The sequence below is a fragment of the Bartonella sp. B39 genome, from assembly GCF_053795145.1.
In genome coordinates, this window is sequence record NZ_CP200036.1 from 1358414 (window position 1) to 1382440 (window position 24027).

12 protein-coding genes are annotated in these 24027 nt (G+C 37.4%); 4 read left to right on the plus strand and 8 right to left on the minus strand.

The genetic code is table 11. The annotated features are described in order from the left end of the window. Positions 1-151: 151 nt before the first annotated feature. Entirely contained in the window at positions 152-1480 is a 1329-nt protein-coding gene (locus V4P57_RS06380; RefSeq protein ID WP_455465737.1) for an NAD(P)H-dependent oxidoreductase, read from the plus strand. Between the two features lie 432 nt (positions 1481-1912). Here V4P57_RS06380 and V4P57_RS06385 read toward each other — a convergent pair whose 3' ends face one another. After that, positions 1913-2245 carry a hypothetical protein gene (locus tag V4P57_RS06385; RefSeq protein ID WP_455465738.1) on the minus strand — a complete coding sequence of 111 codons (333 nt, stop codon included), beginning with the start codon at positions 2243-2245 and terminating at the stop codon, positions 1913-1915. A 1994-nt stretch (positions 2246-4239) separates the two neighbouring features. Between V4P57_RS06385 and V4P57_RS06390 the strand changes: the two genes are divergently transcribed. From V4P57_RS06390 to V4P57_RS06400, 3 genes are read left to right on the plus strand one after another with little or no spacing between them, the layout of a single operon-like run. Further along, the gene (locus V4P57_RS06390; RefSeq protein WP_455465739.1) at positions 4240-4980 is read left to right on the plus strand and encodes a creatininase family protein; all 741 of its coding nucleotides are present in this window, start codon (positions 4240-4242) and stop codon (positions 4978-4980) included. A 14-nt stretch (positions 4981-4994) separates the two neighbouring features. After that, positions 4995-6023 carry a CobW family GTP-binding protein gene (locus V4P57_RS06395; protein ID WP_455465740.1) on the plus strand — a complete coding sequence of 343 codons (1029 nt, stop codon included), beginning with the start codon at positions 4995-4997 and terminating at the stop codon, positions 6021-6023. Between the two features lie 4 nt (positions 6024-6027). After that, the gene (locus V4P57_RS06400) at positions 6028-7005 is read left to right on the plus strand and encodes a WD40 domain-containing protein (RefSeq protein WP_455465741.1); all 978 of its coding nucleotides are present in this window, start codon (positions 6028-6030) and stop codon (positions 7003-7005) included. 498 nt (positions 7006-7503) lie between these two features. On the opposite strand, the gene V4P57_RS06405 is transcribed toward V4P57_RS06400, so the two are convergent. The 7 genes from V4P57_RS06405 to V4P57_RS06435 all read right to left on the minus strand — a co-directional run bounded on the left by V4P57_RS06405 (position 7504) and on the right by V4P57_RS06435 (position 22591). Beyond that, positions 7504-7683, minus strand: a complete 180-nt coding sequence (locus V4P57_RS06405; protein ID WP_455465742.1) for a hypothetical protein — start codon at positions 7681-7683, stop codon at positions 7504-7506. Positions 7684-8349: 666 nt separating this feature from the next. Beyond that, a complete protein-coding gene (locus V4P57_RS06410) occupies positions 8350-11685 on the minus strand; it encodes an autotransporter outer membrane beta-barrel domain-containing protein (protein ID WP_455465743.1) in 3336 nt (1111 codons plus the stop codon). 153 nt (positions 11686-11838) lie between these two features. Beyond that, positions 11839-15162, minus strand: coding sequence for an autotransporter outer membrane beta-barrel domain-containing protein (locus V4P57_RS06415; RefSeq protein WP_455465744.1), 3324 nt, complete (start codon positions 15160-15162; stop codon positions 11839-11841). A gap of 151 nt (positions 15163-15313) precedes the next feature. Continuing rightward, on the minus strand, positions 15314-18685 hold the full coding sequence (locus tag V4P57_RS06420) for an autotransporter outer membrane beta-barrel domain-containing protein (protein WP_455465745.1): 3372 nt from the start codon (positions 18683-18685) through the stop codon (positions 15314-15316). A gap of 176 nt (positions 18686-18861) precedes the next feature. Next, entirely contained in the window at positions 18862-21501 is a 2640-nt protein-coding gene (locus tag V4P57_RS06425) for an autotransporter family protein (RefSeq protein WP_455465746.1), read from the minus strand. A 376-nt stretch (positions 21502-21877) separates the two neighbouring features. After that, positions 21878-22099 carry a hypothetical protein gene (locus tag V4P57_RS06430; RefSeq protein ID WP_455465747.1) on the minus strand — a complete coding sequence of 74 codons (222 nt, stop codon included), beginning with the start codon at positions 22097-22099 and terminating at the stop codon, positions 21878-21880. 126 nt (positions 22100-22225) lie between these two features. Beyond that, positions 22226-22591, minus strand: a complete 366-nt coding sequence (locus V4P57_RS06435; protein WP_455465748.1) for a hypothetical protein — start codon at positions 22589-22591, stop codon at positions 22226-22228. Between the last annotated feature and the right edge of the window lie 1436 nt (positions 22592-24027).

Consider the following 24027-nt stretch of genomic DNA (forward strand, 5'->3'; position numbering starts at 1 on the left):
TTATTTGATAAAAGTATCTCTACCCTCTTGCTTTTATAAAACCCATTGATTAGAGCATCAAGAATAAAAGATTAACTGTTTTAAACGCAAATTCGCCTTATGAACAAGAAAACACCTCTTTAATAAGGTAATTTTCAAACGGGAAAAAATAATGGCAAGCAATGTGAGCCTAACAGGTTTAGCGCATGATTTGAAGCAGCGTGCAGAAAACCATTCCCCCATTCGTGTCGGACTAATTGGCTGTGGTGAAATGGGGACAGATTTGCTGTCAAGCATTGCACATATGGACGGCATAATGATTGCAGCTGTTGCCACCCGCACACCTTCACGTGTCTTTGATGCCGCTACACTAGCCTATGGCGAAGATGGTCATGCACGCGAAGTTGAAAATGCTAATGCCTTAACCCAAACCATCGAAAAAGGTTTAACTGCAATCACAAGCGATATTGACCTTGTCTTGCGCCATGAACAAATTGATATTGTTGTTGATGCAACTGGCTATCCTGAAGCTGGTGCAAAAATTGGTTTCAAAACATTTGAGAACAACAAACATCTTGTCACAATGAATGTTGAAGCAGATGTTACGATTGGTGCTTATCTCAAACATGAAGCAGAAAGACGAGGACTCATTTATACACTTGGCGCAGGTGACGAACCTTCTTCCTGTATGGAACTTATCGAATTTGTCTCAGCACTTGGGCATAAAATTGTTGCCGCTGGTAAGGGAAAAAATAATCCTCTTATCTTTGATGCCACACCTGATGCTTACGAAGAAGAAGCGTTACAACGTAATATGAATGTACGCATGTTGGTTGAATTTATTGATGGTTCCAAAACGATGGTTGAAATGGCAGCAATTGCTAATGCAACCGGGCTTATTCCCGATTGCCCAGGAATGCATGGGCCACAAGTAGCGCTTCAAGATTTAAGCAAAGTGCTTATCCCCCAACGAGATGGTGGTATTTTGAAGCAATATGGTGTTGTGGACTATTCAATAGGTCAAGGAGTTTCCCCGGGTGTTTTTGTCATTGCAGAAATAGCGCATCCACGTTTACGCGAACGCATGGAAGACTTAAAAATTGGTCAGGGACCCTACTTCACCTTTCATCGTCCCTATCATTTAACCGCAATGGAAGTTCCCCTAACCTGTGCACGTGTTATGCTTTATGGCAAAAAAGATATGGTTCCACTTAATCACCCAGTAGCAGAAGTTTGTGCTGTTGCTAAAAAAGATTTACACCCCGGCGATCAGTTAGATTTTATTGGCCTTTATAGTTATCGTGCTTGGACAATGAGTGCTGCAGAAGCACGCGCTCACCAAGCTATTCCCTGTGGTCTTCTAGAAAAAGCAACAGTGATAGCTGAAATTAAAAAGAATGAACTCATTACAGTGCATAATACCGCTATCCGTGAAGACCAATGGATTGCACGTCTTCGCACTAAACAAGATCTTTTGCTTAATTTCTCCCCCTCCCGCTAATGCGTGAATAAACCATTATTGCTTTTTAAATCAACATATTGATTTATAAGTATAATTTATTATTTTTCATTTTGCGTTAAAACACCGAATACAGGAATATTTCTTTGTTTTATCCTCTATTTAAACCATAAAAAATGTTCAAATATGCCTTTTCATAAACCACCTTAATACAAGAGCAGGTAGCAACATTGGAAGCTAGTAAATATAACAATAGTGTTGGCTTGTTACTGCAAAATAGCCATAATGTAAAAATGACAACTGTCAATTGAAAGTTTTTGAACTTTCACTGATACCTATCGAAGAAACATCCTACAGTGTTTTCAGCAATTCTTCCTATCCAATACAGCATAGACCACTCCAAATACTGATTTCTTAAAATAATAAAACAAACAGCAAAACTCAGCGATAAAATCGGTAAATCTTCTATTGAATTTAAAGCAATAACGATATAATAGCTATCAAAGCTGTGGGCGTACTACAGCTAAGTAAAGAAGAAAGCAATGAGAGAATATCCACACTGCCCCAAAATGCCGTAAATAAGGATACTTTTTCAATTTTTCCAAAAGCTAATCCGCCTTGTCCCTCATCGTCACGGATCACAGCTTTATCTACTGTCTCCATGACTGTATTTTTTCCTAGCACAATTTTCCCCTCTTGAAATCGGGCTGTCACAATACTTGCATTACCATCTACAGTTTGTACAGAAAAAAGAATAAATGCTGTAAAAACGTATAAAAACATACGATTTTTAAATATTTTAAACATAGCTTTCTTTGCTCCTCTTTTTCTTCACTGAAAAAATGAAAGAATGTTCATATACATAAAAAATAAATTCTTGTTTTAATCAATTTAATACTTATCTAGTAATATGATCTGTATAAAATCAACATAATTCATCATATAACACATTATGTATTACATGTAAAGACACAAAAAAAACATAATTTAAAATTTGCAAAATAAAAAATGATACATCAAAGATAGAAATTACAAACGGTGAAGCAATACACTAGAAAAACGCATTTCTAAAACACTTGCTTAGGAAGATTATCCGAAAAATAGACTACTATAGAAAATGATATTGATAAGGTAATTGAACATAACTATAAACCTGCATTATTAAAAATTTTACCCAACCAAAGTAGTCTTTATCACTGAGCTGCACCATATTATCATTGCCAAAGAATTTGAGAAGATTCATTTTAGCATAAGAAAAAATGACACGCTCACTAAGAAATTTTAGATGTAAACTTGCTAATCAAAGAAACAAAGATATTTTTCTTCTTTTTCATTAACATCAAAATAATGTGTTTTTTATAATATAATAAATTGATTTATAAGTATAATTTATCATTCATGATAATAAACAAGATCACTGAGTCCAGAAATATTTTTTCATTTCAATCTTTTTTCTTCAAAATCATAAAAATTATTGCCTTGCACATCACAAGAGGAATTGGCGTATAATTAAAACCGTTTGAAAAAGAACTCAATATGCCTCTTAATGACTTGTTTAAATGTAAAATAAGTGTAGCATTGGGAACTAGTAAATATAAAAATGGTACGAATTTATTATATTTATGATCCTCCAATGTTATTCCTTACTTTTACATTAAGATGATTTCATTAACCTATATCAAATCTATTCCAAAACTGTTTTTCAACACGCCCGTAAATTCTTGTATTAACCTGTTATTGAACAATTTTTTCTTATTTATAATAATCCTTTGAAACAACGAAATATTACAAGAGCAAGAAATGTGACTTAATATGCAGAATAATAATTTATATGAAAAAATAAATCTTATTGCCATAAACCAGTAACCCATTTATTTTCCATTATAAATCATCATTTTTCACATTATGTTAAAATATATGATGTTGTAGCATTTGTCATTTTTTATATTATCGTAAAAAATCATCGAGAATCATTTAATCGCAGTCCACAAGGTGGATCCATGGGTAGATTGATAAAAGGTGGTTTCGGAGTGTATTGACCGTGAAGGCTATGAGCTATTTATAAGTGCATGAAAAGTAGCAACATTGAGTATTGGTAAATGCAATCACGGTACGGACACCATAGGAAAAGCCTATATACCTTCCCGCCCATTTTAAGCGTTATATTTTACCGCAAAACATGTGATTGCCTCTCCACCGTATTAACGCTAACCAATTACCCTAGTGACTCCATCTATTCATTCACACAAAAAACTGCTCGCAGACTGTTAAAAATCCTATTGATCAAACAAAACTCTCTAATATTTTGATATATTTATACATATTCTTCAACAAAACGACTCCTATAATCTTGACGGAAATTCAAAATCAATCATAATGATTTTTTTCACACCAACATGCGTCTCTCGTGCTTTTTACCTCCATAACAGTGATCGGAATATTCGTAACTCAGCCTAAATTGCATTTTGAATAATAAAGAAAGGATTTATTTTAAATTCTGTACTGTAGAGTGTTGAATCTCCAGATACTCAATTTTAAGAACAAAAACACTTAGTGGAAAATTTCACAAAATATGTCTTACCCTTTAGTACCAAGAAGCTAACATCGCATCAAAAATTAAGATAATTTTTTTAAGAATATTTTTACCATTTTTGACAAAGCTCTCATTTCTGTAGAATCCACATTTTATGTGAAAATGCTCCTATTTGCGTTTCTCTCATATATAGATTAGATTGGGAGAGGCGAATCTGCTATTTTTGATCACCTTGTATCTATTAACTTCTCTTTTGGGTAATAAATTTATGGTATCCGATACGCCTTTTCTCGCTATTCTACCCTTGGGCGCACACGAATATCATGGAAGTCATCTCCCCTTTGAAACTGATTGGATTATTGCTGAAGCTTTTGCAAAAACACTCACTTTACAAACAAAAGAACAATTTCATATCACACTCTTACCGGTTGAAAAGATTGGCTATTCTGTAGAACACATGGATGTCACTGGCACACAAACACTTACCTTTTCTGATGCCATAGAGCGGTGGATAAACATTGGTGAAAGCTGCTATCGTAAAGGTATCAAACGTTTTCTTCTTCTCAACGCTCACGGAGGCAATTCACCTTTAATGAGCATTGTTATCACCGAATTACGAAGGCGTTTTTCAATGCTCGCGGTAGCGACAAGTTGGAATCGTTTTGGTCTACCGCAAGGTTTAATGAAACCATCTCAACAGCATCTTGATATCCATGGAGGATTTATCGAAACCTCCTTAATGCTCTATTTAGCACCAGAAAAAGTGCTTATGGAGAAGGCAAAAAATTTTCATAATAAGCAAGCTGATATGATTGCCAATTATCGGTATTTACGTGCTTATGGTTCTCATGCCTTTGGTTGGACAATGCGTGATCTTAACGCACAAGGAGCAGCAGGCAATGCAAGCGAAGCAACATCAAAAGCAGGTGAAGTAATTTTTTCTCATGTTCTTTGTGGACTTCGTGGTTTACTTGACGATATCAATCGATTTAAAATAAACGCATTATGATAAAAAGCACAGCCATGGAAAAGACAAAAAATATGCCCAAGAAACTTCCTGTTACGGTTCTCACGGGCTATCTTGGATCAGGAAAAACCACTCTTCTCAATCGTATCTTAAGCGAAAACCATGGCAAACGTTATGCAGTCATCGTTAACGAATTTGGTGAAATTGGCATCGATAATGACCTTATCGTTGAATCAGACGAAGAAATTTATGAAATGAATAATGGCTGTGTTTGCTGCACCGTGCGCGGTGATCTTATTCGCATTCTGGAAAGCCTGATGCAACGTTCTCATCGATTTGATGCGATCATTATAGAAACAACAGGGCTTGCTGATCCTGTTCCCGTTGCACAAACTTTTTTCATGGATGATACTGTACATGAAAAAACGGCTCTTGACAGTGTCATAGCAGTCGTTGATGCAAAACATTTACCGTTTCAACTGAAAAAGAGCCGTGAAGCTGAAGATCAAATTGCCTTTTCTGATATCGTTCTTTTAAATAAGATTGATCTTGTTAATGCGCAAGAACGTGCACATGCTGAATCGCTCATTCTTGCAATTAATCCCCAAACTGTACTTTATGCAACAGAGCGCACCAATATCCCTCTTGATAAACTCCTTGATCGTGGTTCCTTTGATCTCCAACGTGCTTTAGATCACGAACCCCATTTTCTAGATCACCAACATTCAGGCCATGTGTGTAGCCCAGATTGCAATCATGATCATCAACATCACCATGCATCTACCATTCATGACATTACGGTCACTTCTGTAAGTTTAAAAACAGGTGCTCTCCAACCAGAAAAGTTTTTTCCATGGATCCAACAAATTACGCAGCAACAAGGCCCTGATATCTTGCGTTTAAAAGGAATTATCGCATTTCAAGGAGACAATGATCGTTATGCCATTCAAGGCATACATATGATTCTTGAAGGACAGCATCAACGCCCATGGCGTGAAGATGAAAAACGTGAAAGCCGACTTGTTTTTATCGGCCGTACCCTTGATGCCGAAAAACTTAAAGCTGGTTTTGAAAATTGTGCATAAGTGAATGACAGTCCCAAGCATTACCAATTACGATATCCAAAGCTACTGCCTTTCCTGCGGTTTTATTGACAATAAACCAGCCTTCGTCTCGGTAGAAGGTTTAATTGTTTTTTTAAGTTCAACCCCAGAAATCATTGAAGTTCACCAAGGAACAATTTCAAGCCATTTTTCTCATGATAATACAGCGATCATCACAGGTGGAGAAGATGGAAAAGCCTGTAAAACAACAGCAGATGGTTGTACAGAAGTTCTGGGTCAACAAGAACGCAAATGGATAAACGAGGTTGCTTTTGGACCACAGAAAGTTTTTGCCTTTTCCTCTTCACGTCTAACATTGGCAAATGTCGGTAAAGGACTGCAAGAACTTATTCATGAACACAGTGTGGAGGGTCTTGCTTTTGCCCCAAAGGGTCTACGTCTTGCCGTTGCCCATTACAATGGTGTTACCCTTCATTGGTTATCAACGCAAACAACTCCAACAACACTGGTATGGAAAGGGGCGCATTTTGGTGTCACTTTCTCACCAGATAACCGCTATGTCATTTCTACTATGCAAGAAAATTCTCTACATGGCTGGCGTCTCGCAGATAACCAACATTTACGCATGAGTGGCTACCCAAGTAAAGTCAAAAGCTGGTCTTGGAGCTCAAAAGGAAAATGGCTAGCAACATCAGGCGCATCAGCAGCCATTGTTTGGCCCTTTCATGCGAAAGATGGCCCCATGGGGAAAGCACCTTTAGAACTCGGCACACGAGCAAATGCGCTTGTCAGTACCGTTGCATGCCACCCAAGCAAAGAAATTGTAGCAATAGGCTTCAATGATGGAATGATTTTGTGTGCACATTTTTGCGGTAAAAAAGAAGTTCTTCTCAAAAACTGTGGGAAAAGTGCCATTTCAGCGCTAAACTGGGATCAGACGGGGCACAACCTAGCTTTCGGCAGCGAAAGCGGTGAATGTGGTATTATTAACATCACTGTTTAAGAAAAGCACCAACAATAACAATCATTGCAGATAAAAACAGCCGCACAATCTTCCAGAAGCAATTGCGCATGAAACCCATCTTCCTCTCTAAAGAAAAATCAAATGCATCAAACTAGAAAATATCTTTAAAATGACTGAGCTGTTTATCTTTTAACGTTGCTGTTTTACCCCGTGTAAGAGCGAAAATATCACCCCTAAATAGACCATAAGATAACAACCCATTCATAAAAAACCTGTGTCATACTGCCTACTTCCATAAAAGACACTTATCCTTAAAACTTCTAGCAAAAAACGGCTTGCCATCATCATAGAGAATACCAACATGCCTATTCACAATACTAGAAGAATGGAACTTAAGACTGTTTTGCTTAAAATTGCTTTGGCAAGGTTCAAGAAAAATTTCATAACACTTAAAAATAAACTAGTAAAAAACTTTTCGAAAAAATCTTTGAAAAAACATCAAACGTTTTTCCAACCACAACGCCAACACTTACTTTCTCAAACTATCTGGTTATAAACTCTTTCTTTTCCAACACTATCATTTGGAATACCGATAATTGTGACACGCATCGTCTTAACATCTTCTTGCGCTGCTGTAGCAACAGGGATAATATGCTGAAATCTACTTTTTTCAAAATTTGCATTAGCGCCTACAATTTGCAAAAAAGAAAAAATCATAACTGTAGAAACATAGGAAAGCACATTTTTTAAAACATTTTCATCATAATCTTACCTCAAGTTCCCTTCTTCCTTTCTTAAAATACCAGTATTGCTCAAAAAATACCCAAGTAAATAGCTTAAAAATAAGAAAATAAAATGAAGATGTACTTCTTTAAATGTACATAAATGTTAATATATTTTGTATTCTGATATAAAAGTAAAATTTAAAACAGAACATAACAATAAGATCATAACTCAAACTTGCACCATACACCAAAAATGGTAACGAGATGGACAAAAATAAATAAAATATGCTAGGAAAGCCGCCTCCAAAAACCAATTCTGATCCGCTTATATTGATAAAAAACCGTCAATAGTAGACAACTTTTTGAAACATTACATCATTAGCATCAAGCATTCATCATTAAAGATTCTAAAAATAAAAATGAAATCACCAATCTCATGTCATATTATAAACGACAAAATTTTTGGAAAATTCGTTGTAGTGTAGAAGAAAACAATACAGTTAAGAGGTGTTTTCAATCACAAATAAAAGAAATCATATATTGTTAATCTTTTTCATCAAGACAAAAGAACCACTTAGAAAAAATAAGAGAAGATTTCAATAAATTAAAAGGCAGCACTCTCTACTGCCTTTTTTATAAAAGTACATATCATATTTTGTCAAAAAAGGTGGCGCAAACCAGCAGAAAAACTTGCTCCAGAAAAGCCTGCTTTTGTCAGCCTATGCTGATAATTTATATCTCCATGAAGTACAAATTTCGAAGATAATTTGGCATTAAAACCAAGACCCACTTCTAAAGAAGAACCAAAATCACCTAACTGGAAATCATTTTTAAATGATACAAACTGTCTATCTCCAAAACTACGCATAAGATAAAGCTTACCATAGAAAGAAATAACACGCCCTTCTTCAAAGAGCGCAAGAAACTTAGTTAAACGCCCACCAGCACGTGCCGTCCATTGATTAAATTTTCCCATATCAATATCAAGACCATCAATATCACGCATACCACCAAACTGAAGATGCTGATAAATAAGCTGAACCTGCGGATCAAAAACAAAACCCTTATGACCTACTGTAAATGTTTTACCACTGGTCATGGAAGCATTGAATTGTTTACCCTTTAGCGTTGCTGTCTTGCCCCGTGCAAGAGTGAAAATATCACCCCTAAACAGACCGTAAGATAACAACCCATCCATATAAAAACCCGCGTCATGTTGCAGACTTCCATAAGCAGCAACGGACCATTTATCAAATGGACTTTTTTTGCTTTGTTCAACATTTAGAGGATGGAGAGAGAGGTTTCCATAAGTTCCCGTAACCCCAAAGAATGTGCGGCTGTATGAACTCTCAATTTCTTTCAGCAAAACGCCTGCTTCCAGCGCACTATAATCGAGTTCGGCTCCATAACCATATTCAGAAGCAGACAAATTGGAAGCATAATGATGGCTTCCACCATAACCACGGATAAAAAAGGCTGTATTTTCACCACCCTTTAAAGAACCTATAGAAGCGCTTCGCATTGTCTCCAATTTTCTATTTTGAGTGGTAAGATCCATCAAGCCAGCATGGAATAAAGCATTTGGTAGAAGGAGATAAGTTGGCACTTGCGGAACCACAGCCTTAATTCTTGGCTCGTTCTGAACATCAGGATTAACAGGAACAGAAGGAGTAGGAGAAGGTAAAGGATCTGTAGGTATAGAATCACTTGGATCAGAGAGCTCAGAATAAGTATATGTTGGTGTAACAGACGTAGATGGTGGAGTGGAGGTAGGATCTGTAGGTGTAGGATCACTTGGATCAGAGGGCGCAGACGGAGAAGGTGTCGGTGTAACAGACGTAGATGGTGGAGTGGGGACAGAATCTGTAGGGATAGGATTACTTGAATCAGAGGGCGCAGACGGAGAAGGTGTCGGTGTAACAGACGTAGATGGAGTGGGGGAAGAATCTGTAGGTATGGGGTTACTTTGATCAGAAGGCACTGACGAAATAGATGTCGGTGTAATAGGCACAGAGGAATAAAGTGAAGGATCTACCGGCGCAGAGGGTTCAGAAGATGAAAGATCACCTGGCTCCAATAACACAAACGGAATAGATATTGGTGTAATAGGTATGGTCTCAGAAGACTCTGCTTCTGATTTAATATAAACGCCTTCGAGGCGGAAATCCCAAAAATCTCCTTCACCTTCAACTAACCTGTTCCCAGAATCCGCTTTTCCAAAAGAAGAACCTGGACCATAGCCACGAAGACGATATTGATAAGGAAAACCATTAACTGTAGTATAATCATCGGCCAGTTTAAAAGAATCTTCCTGTGCTGTCCCGGAAACTTGAATAAGTGAAATACTTTGATCTTTTCCGCCGCGTACCTCTTTGTGCGAAGTTTTTAAAAAATTTTGCATATGAATGAGAGTTCTTCCAGAAACATCACCATAGATCAAAATGCGATCCGTTTGTTGAGGATCAAACAAACCATCATCATTCAAAAACGCACTCAACTTAATCTGAACATTCCCCACTGCAGTGTATGCTTTTTGATCCGCTAGCCCGTATAATATCTTGCCTTCTTCAGCTATATCCGTTTTTTTTCCAATGCGCAGCGTCTGATAACCGCTAGATAGATATTTATTAAAAACAATAGTACTATCGGAAAGACTTACATATGAAATTGATGAATCTGTAGAATCTGCTCCCTGCAAACCTTTATTATATTTGCTTTTGGTGAGATACCATGTCGAGCCACGCGTTAATTCTAGTCCAGCACTAGATATATCTTCAACGCGCGCATCTCCTGTGAGCGAAGAAGCGGCAGCTTTAACAAATAGAGAAGAATTATTTTCAGCTTTTAACAACAAATCACCAGAGATCTTTGTTTCTTCCGATAATTCAAGAGTTCCTTCAGATCCATAGCCATTAGACCCCGTACTATAAATGGCTATACCATCTGCAACTGTAAAAGTTGTATTTTTTAAATGAACAGATGCTTTCCCCAGAACAACCCTTTCTTTTCCTGAAAGTTTTATACCATCTTGATTGAGCATACTAACAGTATCGTCGAGAGTTAGTGCATGAAAATACAAACCGTGTGCTCCCTCCCCCTGTACAGAAATATTTGATCTTTCAATCTTAATACTTGTATCTACAAAGTGGTCTGAGAAACCACGCTTGAGAAATAATCTGTTTTCATCTGCATTAAAATCTGCATAAAATGAAAAGTTTTTAATCAAAAAGCCATGCATATCGGTAAGCTGAACAGAACTACTCTTCAAATGAACAGAACCACCTTGAAATACCTCAAAGGCTTCTGGTAATGTACTCGTGTCTCTATTACTAGCTACAGAATTCTCCCTTTTTCCTTCTCCCTTAATGGTCATGGTGTCGATAATATACCGTCCCCCAAACCGTGTTGAAAATGATCCAATCCCATTAAAAGTGACGTTACCGCCTGCCGTTCTAACCTGCGCACCAAAACCACTGAGAATACCAATCCCTTTTATACCCAAATTATCTGGCTCAATATCAATATTTACAGTAACTAAAGCAACATCTGTTTTTTTCCCAGATGCATAAATGGCGTGCGAACTCCCCTTAATTGACCCATTTGTCATGCTAATAACTGCATCCTGAGCGCGAAGAGCGGGTATATTGTTAAAATTTGAATCAGTTAGAACAAGCTTTCCGCCATCTTTTGCATATCCACCATATGTGGTTATTGTCTTTGGATTATCACCCATGACAGTTATCTGAGACGCATCAATAACAGTGCCTGACTTTTCTACATATATAGCCGCAATAGGTGCAGCCTCCTGAGAGTTTTTTAAGTAATAAACTTTATCTGCGAGAAAGTGTGTTTTTCTATCATCACATTTATAAAATGTCTCTCCTGCATCACTTGAAGATCCTGCAGCACTAACATAAGTAACCTGCAAAAAATAAAGAATAGCTGTTGTAAAATTGTATAAAAATGCATGTTTATAAAATACATTTGTCACCATTCTTCCTTACCCCTATTTATTAACGAAGAGCAATCACATGATGTATATTATCATACTTCTTAAAATAAAATAAATATACAATAAATAGTTAGCTTAATAATTAATATAATACTTATGTACTTATATATAAATTATTCTATATTTCATGTATAACTAAAAATGATATTGTAATCTACCAGAAAAGCTCATTCCAGAAAAGCCTGCTTTTATCAGCCTATGCTGATAATTTATATCTCCATGAAGTACAAATTTCGAAGATAATTTGGCATTAAAACCAAGACCCACTTCTAAAGAAGAACCAAAATCACCTAACTGGAAATCATTTTTAAATGATACAAACTGTCTATCTCCAAAACTACGCATAAGATAAAGCTTACCATAGAAAGAAATAACACGCCCTTCTTCAAAGAGCGCAAGAAACTTAGTTAAACGCCCACCAGCACGTGCCGTCCATTGATTAAATTTTCCCATATCAATATCAAGACCATCAATATCACGCATACCACCAAACTGAAGATGCTGATAAATAAGCTGAACCTGCGGATCAAAAACAAAACCCTTATGACCTACTGTAAATGTTTTACCACTGGTCATGGAAGCATTGAATTGTTTACCCTTTAGCGTTGCTGTCTTGCCCCGTGCAAGAGTGAAAATATCACCCCTAAACAGACCGTAAGATAACAACCCATCCATATAAAAACCCGCGTCATGTTGCAGACTTCCATAAGCAGCAACGGACCATTTATCAAACGGACTTTTTTTGCTTTGTTCAACATTTAGAGGATGGAGAGAGAGGTTTCCATAAGTTCCCGTAACCCCAAAGAATGTGCGGCTATATGAACTCTCAATTTCTTTCAGCAAAACGCCTGCTTCCAGCGCACTATAATCGAGTTCGGCTCCATAACCATATTCAGAAGCAGACAAATTGGAAGCATAATGATGGCTTCCACCATAACCACGGATAAAAAAGGCTGTATTTTCACCATCCTTTAAAGAACCTCTAGAAGCGCTTCGCATTGTCTCCAATTTTCTATTTTGAGTGGTAAGATCCATCAAGCCAGCATGGAATAAAGCATTTGGTAGAAGGAGATAAGTTGGCACTTGCGGAACCACAGCCTTAATTCTTGGCTCGTTCTGAACATCAGGATTAACAGGAATAGAAGGAGTAGGAGAAGGTAAAGGATCTGTAGGTATAGAATCACTTGGATCAGAGAGCTCAGAATAAGTATATGTTGGTGTAACAGACGTAGATGGTGGAGTGGAGGTAGGATCTGTAGGTGTAGGATCACTTGGATCAGAGGGCGCAGACGGAGAAGGTGTCGGTGTAACAGACGTAGATGGTGGAGTGGGGGCAGAATCTGTAGGGATAGGATTACTTGAATCAGAGGGCGCAGACGGAGAAGGTGTCGGTGTAACAGACGTAGATGGAGTGGGGGAAGAATCTGTAGGTATGGGGTTACTTTGATCAGAAGGCACTGACGAAATAGATGTCGGTGTAATAGGCACAGAGGAATAAAGTGAAGGATCTACCGACGCAGAGGGTTCAGAAGATGAAAGATCACCTGGCTCCAATAACACAAACGGAATAGATATTGGTGTAATAGGTATGGTCTCAGAAAACTCTGCTTCTGATTTAATATAAACGCCTTCGAGGCGGAAATCCCAAAAATCTCCTTCACCTTCAACTAACCTGTTCCTAGAATCCGCTTTTCCAAAAGAAGAACCTGGACCATAGCCACGAAGACGATATTGATAAGGAAAACCATTGACTGTAGTATAATCATCGGCCAGTTTAAAAGAATCTTCCTGTGCTGTCCCGGAAACTTGAATAAGTGAAATACTTTGATCTTTTCCGCCGCGTACCTCTTTGTGCGAAGTTTTTAAAAAATTTTGCATATGAATGAGAGTTCTTCCAGAAACATCACCATAGATCAAAATGCGATCCGTTTGTTGAGGATCAAACAAACCATCATCATTCAAAAACGCACTCAACTTAATCTGAACATTCCCCACTGCAGTGTATGCTTTTTGATCCGCTAGCCCGTATAATATCTTGCCTTCTTCAGCTATATCCGTTTTTTTTCCAATGCGCAGCGTCTGATAACCGCTAGATAGATCTTCATCATCAAAGATCAGTGTACTATTGGAAAGACTTAGAGATGAAAGAGATGAAACAGAGTCTTGTAAACCGTTGTATTTACTTTTAGTAAGATACCATGTTGAACCATGTGTTAACTCTAAATCAATAGTTGAACTATCCTCAACACGCGTACCTCCTGTAAGAGAAGAAGCGCTTGCTTTCACCAATAGAGAAGAATTATTTTCAGCTTTTAACAACAAATCACCAGAGATCTTTGTTTCTTCCGATAATTCAAGAATTCCTTTAACCTCATAGCCTCTATTCCCCTTCGCATAAATCGCAATACCATCTAGAACTGTCATATTTGTTTGTGATAAATAAACAAATGCCTTCCCCGTGAGAACTGTTTGGGTTTCTAAAATTTTTTCATTATTTCGTTGCCCCAATATCTTAGCAAGCTCTTCTGGAGCTAAAACATTAAAATACAGACCATGTACTCCCTCCCCTTTCACAGAAATATTGTTTTTTTCTAGCTTAATACTTGTATTCTTAAAGCCATCTGGTGAACCATATTTTTGAATTAATTTGCCATTATCGTCTACATAACCTGAAAAATTTTTAATCAAGAATGCATGCATATTGTTAAGATGAATAAAATTGTTTTTCAAATGAACATCACCCCCTTGAAAAACCTCAAAAGCTTCCGGTAACACCCCCATAGCGCCATCACCGTCTGTTTTAGCTTCCTCCCTCTTTCCTTGCCCCGTAATACCCATAGTATCGAGAATATAGCGTCCCCCAAACCGAGTTGAAAATGAGCCAATCTGATTAAAATTAACGCTACCGTCTGACATTCTAATCATTGCATCAAAACCACTCATAATACCGATCCCTTTTACCTTCAAATTATCTGGTTGAATATCGATATTCACACTGACTAAAGTAATATCCGTTTCTCTCCCCGATGCATAAATAGCATGTGAAACGCCCTTAATTTCCCCTACTGTCATGCTAATGACTGCATTTTGAGCACGAAGAGCAGGTATGTCCTTAAAATCTGCAGCTGTTAGATTAAGTTTTCCACCATTGCTTACATACACCCCATAGGCAGATATTTTATCTGGATTATCACCCATGACAGTTATCTGAGAGGCATTAACAACAGTGCCTGCTTTTTCTACATATATAGCCGCAATAGGTGCAGCCTCCTGAGAGTTTTTTAAGTAATAAACTTTATCTGCAAGAAAGTGTGTTTTTCTATCATCACATTTATAAAATGCCTCTCCTGTATCACTTGAAGATCCTGCAGCACTAACATAAGTAACCTGCAAAAAATAAAGAATAGCTGTTGTAAAATTGTATAAAAACGCATGTTTATAAAATACATTTGTCACCATTCTTCCTTACCCCTATTTATTAACGAAGAGCAATCACATAATGTATTATTATACTTCTTAAAATAAAATAAATATACAATAAATAGTCAGCTTAATAATTAATATAATACTTATGTACTTATATATAAATTATTCTACATTTCATGTATAACTAAAAATGATATTGTAATCTACCAGAAAAGCTCATTCCAGAAAAGCCTGCTTTTGTCAGCTTATGCTGATAATTTATATCTCCATGAAGTACAAATTTCGAAGATAATTTGGCATTAAAACCAAGACCCGCTTCTAAAGAAGAACCAAAATCACCTAACTGGAAATCATTTTTAAATGATACAAACTGTCTATCTCCAAAACTACGCATAAGATAAAGCTTACCATAGAAAGAAATAACACGCCCTTCTTCAAAGAGCGCAAGAAACTTAGTTAAACGCCCACCAGCACGTGCCGTCCATTGATTAAATTTTCCCATATCAACATCAAGACCATCAATATCACGCATACCACCAAACTGAAGATGCTGATAAATAAGCTGAACCTGCGGATCAAAAACAAAACCCTTATGACCTACTGTAAATGTTTTACCACTGGTCATGGAAGCATTGAATTGTTTACCCTTTAGCGTTGCTGTCTTGCCCCGTGCAAGAGTGAAAATATCACCCCTAAACAGACCGTAAGATAACAACCCATCCATATAAAAACCCGCGTCATGTTGCAGACTTCCATAAGCAGCAACGGACCATTTATCAAACGGACTTTTTTTGCTTTGTTCAACATTTAGAGGATGGAGAGAGAGGTTTCCATAAGTTCCCGTAACCCCAAAGAATGTGCGGCTGTATGAACTCTCAATTTCTTTCAGCAAAACGCCTGCTTCCAGCGCACTATAATCGAGTTCGGCTCCATAACCATATTCAGAAGCAGACAAATTGGAAGCATAATGATGGCTTCCACCATAACCACGGATAAAAAAGGCTGTATTTTCACCACCCTTTAAAGAACCTATAGAAGCGCTTCGCATTGTCTCCAATTTTCTATTTTGAGTGGTAAGATCCATCAAGCCAGCATGGAATAAAGCATTTGGTAGAAGGAGATAAGTTGGCACTTGCGGAACCACAGCCTTAATTCTTGGCTCGTTCTGAACATCAGGATTAACAGGAACAGAAGGAGTAGGAGAAGGTAAAGGATCTGTAGGTATAGAATCACTTGGATCAGAGAGCTCAGAGTAAGTATATGTTGGTGTAACAGACGTAGATGGTGGAGTGGAGGCAGGATCTGTAGGTGTAGGATCACTTGAATCAGAAGGCACTGACGGAGAAGGTACTTCAGGTGTAGATGGAGTAGGTAAAAAATCCCCGGGAAAAGGTGTTACCGGATTAGATGGAGAAGGCACAGATGTGTCAGGTATAGAGGGAGTAGGCTTAGGATCCCTAGGCGAAGGCGCTACTGGCTCAAACGGAGTAGGTGCTTCAGGTGTAGATGGAGTGGGTGTAGGATTCTTAGGCGAAGGTACTACTGGCTCAGATGGAGCAAACGGAAAAGGTGTTTCAGGTGTAGATGGAGTGAGAGTAGGATTCTTAGGCGAAGGTACTACTGACTCAGATGGCGCAAACGGAAAAGGCCCAGGCGATACAGTTTCAGAAAAATCTGGATCAGGATTAATATAAATGCCTTCGAGGCGGAAATCCCAAAAATCTCCTTCACCTTCAACTAACCTGTTCCCAGAATCCGCTTTTCCAAAAGAAGAACCTGGACCATAGCCACGAAGACGATATTGATAAGGAAAACCATTGACTGCAATATAATTATTGGCCAGTTTAAAAGAATCTTCCTGCGCTATCCCAGAAACTTGAATAAGTGAAATACTTTGATCTTTTCTGCCACGTACCTCTTTTTGTGAAATTTTTCGAAAATCTTGCATATGAATGAGAGTTCTTCCAGAAACATCACCATAGATCAAAATGCGATCCGTTTGTTGAGGATCAAACAAACCATCATCATTCAAAAACGCACTCAACTTAATCTGAACATTCCCCACTGCAGTATATGCTTTTTGATCCGCTAGCCCGTATAATATCTTGTCTTCTTCAGCTATATCCGTTTTTTTTCCAATGCGCAGCGTCTGATAACCGCTAGATAGATATTTATTAAAAACAATAGTACTATCGGAAAGACTTACATATGAAATTGATGAATCTGTAGAATCTGCTTCCTGCAAACCTTTATTATATTTGCTTTTGGTGAGATACCATGTCGAGCCACGCGTTAATTCTAATCCAGCACTAGATATATCTTCAACGCGCGCATCTCCTGTGAGCGAAGAAGCGGTAGCTTTAACAAATAGAGAAGAATTATTTTCAGCTTTTAACAACAAATCACCAGAGATCTTTGTTTCTTCCGATAATTCAAGAGTTCCTTCAGATCCATAGCCATTAGACCCCGTACTATAAATGGCTATACCATCTGCAACTGTAAAAGTTGTCTTTTTTAAATGAACAGATGCTTTCCCCATAATGATATTTTTTGCTTCTGAAAAATCTTCATCATCTCGACCCAATATTTCGGCAGAATCGTCCGGATCTAAAGAATAAAAATACAAACCGTGTGCTCCCTCCCCCTGTACAGAAATATTTGATCTTTCAATCTTAATACTTGTGCTCTTAAGGTCGTCTGATGAACCATACTCCTGAAGCAACTTGCCATTATCATCTGCATATCCTGAAAAATTTTTAATCAAAAAGCCATGCATATCGGTAAGCTGAATAGAGTTATTCCTCAAATGAACATGACCATCTTGAAATATTTCAAAAGCTTCCGGCAATACCCCCATAGCGCCATCATCATCTGTTCTAGATTCCTCCCTCTTTCCTTGCCCCGTAATATCCACATTATCAAGAATATACCCCCCTCCAAACCGTGTTGAAAATGAGCCAATTTCATTAAAAGTGACGGTGCTTCCTGACATCCGAACTAGTGCACCATAACCACTAAGAATACCAATCCCTTTTATACCCAAATTATCTGGCTCAATATCAATATTTACAGTAACTAAAGCAACATCTGTTCCTTTCCCCGATGCATAAACAGCGTGCGAACTCCCCTTAATTGACCCATTTGTCATCTCAATAGCTGCATTCTGAGCACGAAGAGCGGGCATATTGTTAAAATTTGAATCAGTTAAAACAAGCTTTCCACCATCGTTTGCATATCCACCATATGCAAATATTGTCTTTGGATTGTCACCCATGACAGTTATCTGAGAGGCATTAACAACAGTGCCTGCTTTTTCTACATATATGGCTGCAATAGGAGCAGAATCAGGAACCGCTCCCTGAGAACTTTTTAAATCATAAGTTTTACTTTCAATAGTGTGTTTTTTACCATCACTACATACATAAAAACTCGCTCCTGAATCACATGAAGTTCTAGCGACATTAGGATTTGCATTAATACTCACAATTGGCAAAAAAGAAAAAGCAGCCGTTGTGAAAGTAAAGAAAAATCTATAATTTTTAAGTATATTAACCATAACTCTACTGAAAACTTTCTCTATAATTATTTATAATAAATAAAAGATAAATTAAAAAACTTGAATAGTTAGCAATGTAAAACTTAAAAAGTCACTTTTACTATTTAATATGACAATCCATACTTACATAATACTTAACATACTCATATAGTAATTAACTTACACTTCATGTATAATTAGAAACGGTACCGAAAACTGCCAGAAAAACCTGTTCCTGAAAAACCAGCTTTGCTAAGCTGATGCTGATAGGTTGCGTCTCCATGAAATGTGAACTTCGAAGACAATTGGATATTAAAACCCAATCCAATTTCTAAGGAAGAACCAAAAGCACCCAACTGAAACGCATCTTTAAAACGTACAAATTGTTTTTCTTCAAAACTATGCACCAAATGAAACTTTCCATTGAAAGAAACAACCCGCCCCTCATCGGATGCAGTAAGTGTCTTAGTTAAACGCCCACCAACACGCATCAACCATTGCTCGGGTTTTGCCATCTCAATGTCAAAACCATCAATATCAGACGTCTTATCAAATTGCAGATTTTGATAAATAACCTGAATCTGCGGATCAAAAACAAGACCTTCATACCCTGTCACAAACGTCTTACCACCAATCAATGAAGCACCCAGAAGATTTCCCTTCAATGTTGCCGTTTTTCCCCTTGCAAGGGTAAGGACATCACCCTTAAATAAACCATAAGAAAATAGACCATCTAGATAAAAACCCATATCATGCTGCAGACTTCCATAAGCAGCAACGGACCACTTATCAAATACACTTTTTTTGCTTTGTTCAACATCCTGAGGTTTTAGAGAAATTTTTCCATAAATTCCCATAATTCCAAGGGTCGTAGTACAATGTGCGCTCTCAATTGCTTTTAGCAAAACACCTGCCTTTACAGCATTGTAATCAAGATTTCCTTTATAGCCATATTCGAGTGCAGATAAATCTGAAATATAACGATGATTTCCACCATAACCCCGCACAAAAAAAGCAGGATTTTCACTATTTACCAAAAGTCCTCCAACAGAAGTGCGCATAGTTTTCAGCTGCTTATTTTGATTGCTGACATCCATTAAACCAGCATGAAACAAAGCATTTGGCAACAGCAGATATGTTGGAACTTGTGGTACAACAGCCTTAACTCGTACTTCAGGATGAAGAACAACAGAAACCTCAGAATCGCCTACAACGTAATTGAGATCAGCGCTAGATTCAACAGAACGAGGTGCACGGCGACGAGAAAATTTGCTTTTAACCTGGGAATTTTCCAACTGAGAGTGAGACCGATGAGAAGAAGGCTGCATATATTCAGCTTCAAGGCGAAAATCCCAAAAATCTCCACCATTACCATTAACCGGCTTTTGTCTAACCAATCTGTCCTCATCTTTCGCTTTCCCAAGAGAGGAACCTGGACCATAAGCACGAAGATAGTATCGATAAGGTGCCCCTCTCAGTGTTACGTAACCAGTCGCTAGTTCAAAGGAATCTTCCTCTGCCTTTCCATAAACATGGATAACTGAAACACTTTGGCCACCTCCTTGCTCACCTTGGTTATAACTCTCTCTTCTCTCTAAATCTTCTACGACATGCACTTTGGTTTTTCCATAAACATTACCATAGATAAAAAGTTTATCAGCCTTCATTCCCCTGTTTTTACCATTCATAGCTAGATATGTATTTATAAAAAGGTGTGAATCACCTTTCGCAAGGTAAACATAATCCAAGAAACCATTATCTAAAACACCACTATCCAGTCTCCCAACATGAAGGATCTGATAATCACCACTTGTTGGTTTCTCAAAAACAAGGAAACTGTCAACGAGCCTCAGAAATGAAATTGACGAATTTGTAGATTGTGATTTTTCCTGATTACTTGCTGGTGTCACAGTCCATTGCGATTTATTAAATAACTCAATTTCAGCGTAAGATTCTTCACTAACGCGTGCCCCCCCGATAAGAAGAGAAGCATCAACTTGCATCCCCATATACGAGTTATTCTTAACATCTAATAACAAATCAGCAAAAATGCGTGAGTTACTTGATACAGTGATAATAGGAAATCTTCTAGCATCATCGATATAAATAGCCGTACCCCCTGAAACTTCAAGAACGGTGTTCTCAAACTGAAAAACTCCTAACCGAGAGAGCAACTCACCCCTTTCATATTCATACTCTGAGGATCTCCCGCTAAAATACAGCCCATGAGCTCCACGCCCCTTAATAGTAATATCTGAATTTTGAACAACAACCTCAGAATCCTTCCGAAATTTCGGCAAGGTTTCAAAAGACCAATCATCAGGGAAAATTATTTGTGAACTTTCACCTACTAAACCATGGACATTGGTAACATCAATCTTACTATTGTCAATAATAAGAAAACTGCCTTGCTTGACACCAAAAACTGTGTGCGTCACGCCCTTATCAAGGTCACCTACTCTTTCGCCATTGCCAGTTACAGAAACATCATCCACAATGGCTACCATATTTTGGGGCACAAACACCTCTGATGTAATCGCACCAGATTTTTTCAATTGTAAAGTCTCACCAATACCCGAATTTTTCCCTTTTTCTACCTTAATGACGATATTACTAGATTTTTTTACGATCATAGTCTCAATAGAATCTATATCAAAAGCAAATATACTAGGCTCGTAAAATTCTTTATATGTCTCGACAAAATTACATGGATATGTCGTAAAAAGGGAACTACACGCAAGCTCATCCTTTACCTTAGCATCTATATTGGGCACAAAGAAAAAAATAGAGGTTGTAAGAGTACATAAACACATATGCCATTTTAAGACTTTAATCATAACCTACTGCAAACTTTCTTTTCTTATTTTCATTGAAAACCGAAGAACTATATCCATATAGCTACATTATGTGTTTATCGTCTAATTTATTTTGTGTTAAATGTAAAGTTAAAATCAAAAAAATAACATAATAAAGTCACGTTTTATGTTTGTTATTTTCACAGGGAACGTGTCAAAGAAAAGATACAATTGAAAGTAATAACTTAGTCTACCAGAAGAATGCGTTCCAGAAAAACCCGCCTTGATGAATTTATGCTGGTAGAGTCAAATCACTATGGAGTGTAATCTTGGAAAACCGTTGTATACAGACACCAAACCAGCTTCTAAAAAGAAAAGCTAAAAGCACTCAACAGGAAAGTGTCTTTCAAATGCACGATTATTTATCACCAAAATTGCGAATAAAATGAAGTTGACCATAAAAAATAGCACGTGTTTTTTCAATCACTGCAAATGTCTTGCTTAAGCGCCCACAAACACGCATCATCCAATAATATGGTTTTCGCATATCAATATCAAAATCATCAACATTATGTGTCTTATAAAACCGAAGATGTTGATAAACAAATTGTATCTGTGGATCTAAAAACAAAACTTTCATACCTCATCATAAACACTTTACCAGTAGCTGAAGAAACGCTTAGAGGATTTTTCCTTAATATTGCCGTCTTACTCCGTGCCAGAATAAAAACATTTTCGTTAAACAAACCATAAGACAGGAGACCATCTATATAAAAACCCGTGTCATGCTGCATGCTTCCATATGCTGTAACGAACCATTTATCAAATATACTTTTTTGGCTTTGGTCAATATCCAAAGGTTGTAAAAATAATTTCCCATATGTCCCCATAACCCAAAAGAAATGTTACCGTATACGCTATCGACATTTTTCAGCAAAGTGCCAACCTCTATAGCATTATGATCAAGCTCATCTCTATAACCACATTCAAGTGCTGATAAATTTGAAGCATAACAATAACTTCCACCATAACCACGTAGAAAAACAGAAAGATTTTTATCGACTTTTAATGATTGATGAGAAACAGTCCGCAATGCTCCAAGATACTTACTTTGATCGCTAATACTATCCATCCAGCGTGGAATAAGGTATTTGGTAAAAAGATATAAGTTAGTATCTGTGGGACAACAGCTCTTACATTTTTTAAAATGAAGAGAAAACTCAGAAGCAAGAAAAATCTTGGAGATAAGAGAGCTATAATCTAAATCGGATAGAGTAGCATCTCCCTTAGGTGCGACCGGAACAGATGCAGTAACAACATCATCAAGCGCAGAAGAATGTTTCTCTGAAGTATCAATCTCAGTGGCAATAGATGTAACGAATTCAATAACCGTAGGATTGGAGATGTGGCAGAAATTGAACGAGACGCAGAAAAACGACTTACAATACTAAGCTCAGTGACTGAATCTCCAACGGATAGAATAACATTGAGACGAGGTTCGGTGGTAAAATTATACAAAAGAAGCACCTCCTTGTAATCAGAAGGAGAAGACTGAACAAACCAACTTTCGAGGCAAAAATCCCAAAAATCTCCTATATTCTCAATCAATTTTTGAGATGAATCCGCTTCCCCTAAATCAGATCCTAGACCATAAGCATAGAGATTATACTGATAAGGTGAACCGTCCAGTGTGACATAGCTACCATTCAGCTGAAAAGAATCTTTACTTGCCTTTCCATAAACCTAATGGAAATACCCTTGTTGTTTCCACGCCCTCTCGTGTACCGCCTGGACTTTCAGGAGCACTTTGTGCATGAACTATCGTTGTCCCAGAAACATCGCCACGGACTAAAAGCCGATCCGTTTTTTCTCTTAAAGAGTCCTTCCTTGATTCAGATACGTATTGAGATAAAGACGCGCATTGTTTTGCACATGATAAACTTCACCTGATCCTTTTCCAACAAGCAGTGTTTAATAACTGTCAACTGTTTCGGAGTTTAATATTTCAACAATAGGAAAACTATTCGTAAGATTGAGTAAAGAAATGTATGAATAATTACCTAATTGAGAATCATAATGATGCAAACTTTGCAACCTTTTATATTTTGGTTGTGACAAAATCCCCTTTGAATTATTCCTTAACTGCAAATCAGCAGTAGAATTTTTATCAACATAGGCTCCCCTCTAAATGTAGAGTTACCTGCTATAATCTTCACAGTAAAGCCTTCATCAACCCTCAGCAATAAATCCTCAGAAAATTCTGTACCTTATGAGAGTTCAACAAAACTCTCGAATCCTCTGCTATAGATAGCCGTGCCTTTTTGAGCTGTAAAAATTGTATTTTCCAAATGAACCGCCCCTGTCCAGATATGATTATTTTTTATTCGCCAAGTACAATTTCCCCAAAAAACGCATAGCGTTAAAAGCTTTACTCCTTACAATAACAGTAGAATTTTTAATATGAGTAACATTATCATTATTCCCCTACATTAAAATTCCATGGGCATCGCTAACATCAACACTCCCCCTTTGAAAATCAACTGATCCCTTACCTTGAAGCATATGAAA

Coding starts and splice junctions, on each gene's coding strand:
- V4P57_RS06380 (WP_455465737.1), top strand. CDS start 152: ATGGCAAGCAATGTGAGCCTAACAGGTTTAGCGCATGATTTGAAGCAG.
- V4P57_RS06385 (WP_455465738.1), bottom strand. CDS start 2,245: ATGTTTAAAATATTTAAAAATCGTATGTTTTTATACGTTTTTACAGCA.
- V4P57_RS06390 (WP_455465739.1), top strand. CDS start 4,240: ATGGTATCCGATACGCCTTTTCTCGCTATTCTACCCTTGGGCGCACAC.
- V4P57_RS06395 (WP_455465740.1), top strand. CDS start 4,995: ATGGAAAAGACAAAAAATATGCCCAAGAAACTTCCTGTTACGGTTCTC.
- V4P57_RS06400 (WP_455465741.1), top strand. CDS start 6,028: ATGACAGTCCCAAGCATTACCAATTACGATATCCAAAGCTACTGCCTT.
- V4P57_RS06405 (WP_455465742.1), bottom strand. CDS start 7,683: ATGATTTTTTCTTTTTTGCAAATTGTAGGCGCTAATGCAAATTTTGAA.
- V4P57_RS06410 (WP_455465743.1), bottom strand. CDS start 11,685: ATGGTGACAAATGTATTTTATAAACATGCATTTTTATACAATTTTACA.
- V4P57_RS06415 (WP_455465744.1), bottom strand. CDS start 15,162: ATGGTGACAAATGTATTTTATAAACATGCGTTTTTATACAATTTTACA.
- V4P57_RS06420 (WP_455465745.1), bottom strand. CDS start 18,685: ATGGTTAATATACTTAAAAATTATAGATTTTTCTTTACTTTCACAACG.
- V4P57_RS06425 (WP_455465746.1), bottom strand. CDS start 21,501: ATGATTAAAGTCTTAAAATGGCATATGTGTTTATGTACTCTTACAACC.
- V4P57_RS06430 (WP_455465747.1), bottom strand. CDS start 22,099: ATGAAAGTTTTGTTTTTAGATCCACAGATACAATTTGTTTATCAACAT.
- V4P57_RS06435 (WP_455465748.1), bottom strand. CDS start 22,591: ATGGATAGTATTAGCGATCAAAGTAAGTATCTTGGAGCATTGCGGACT.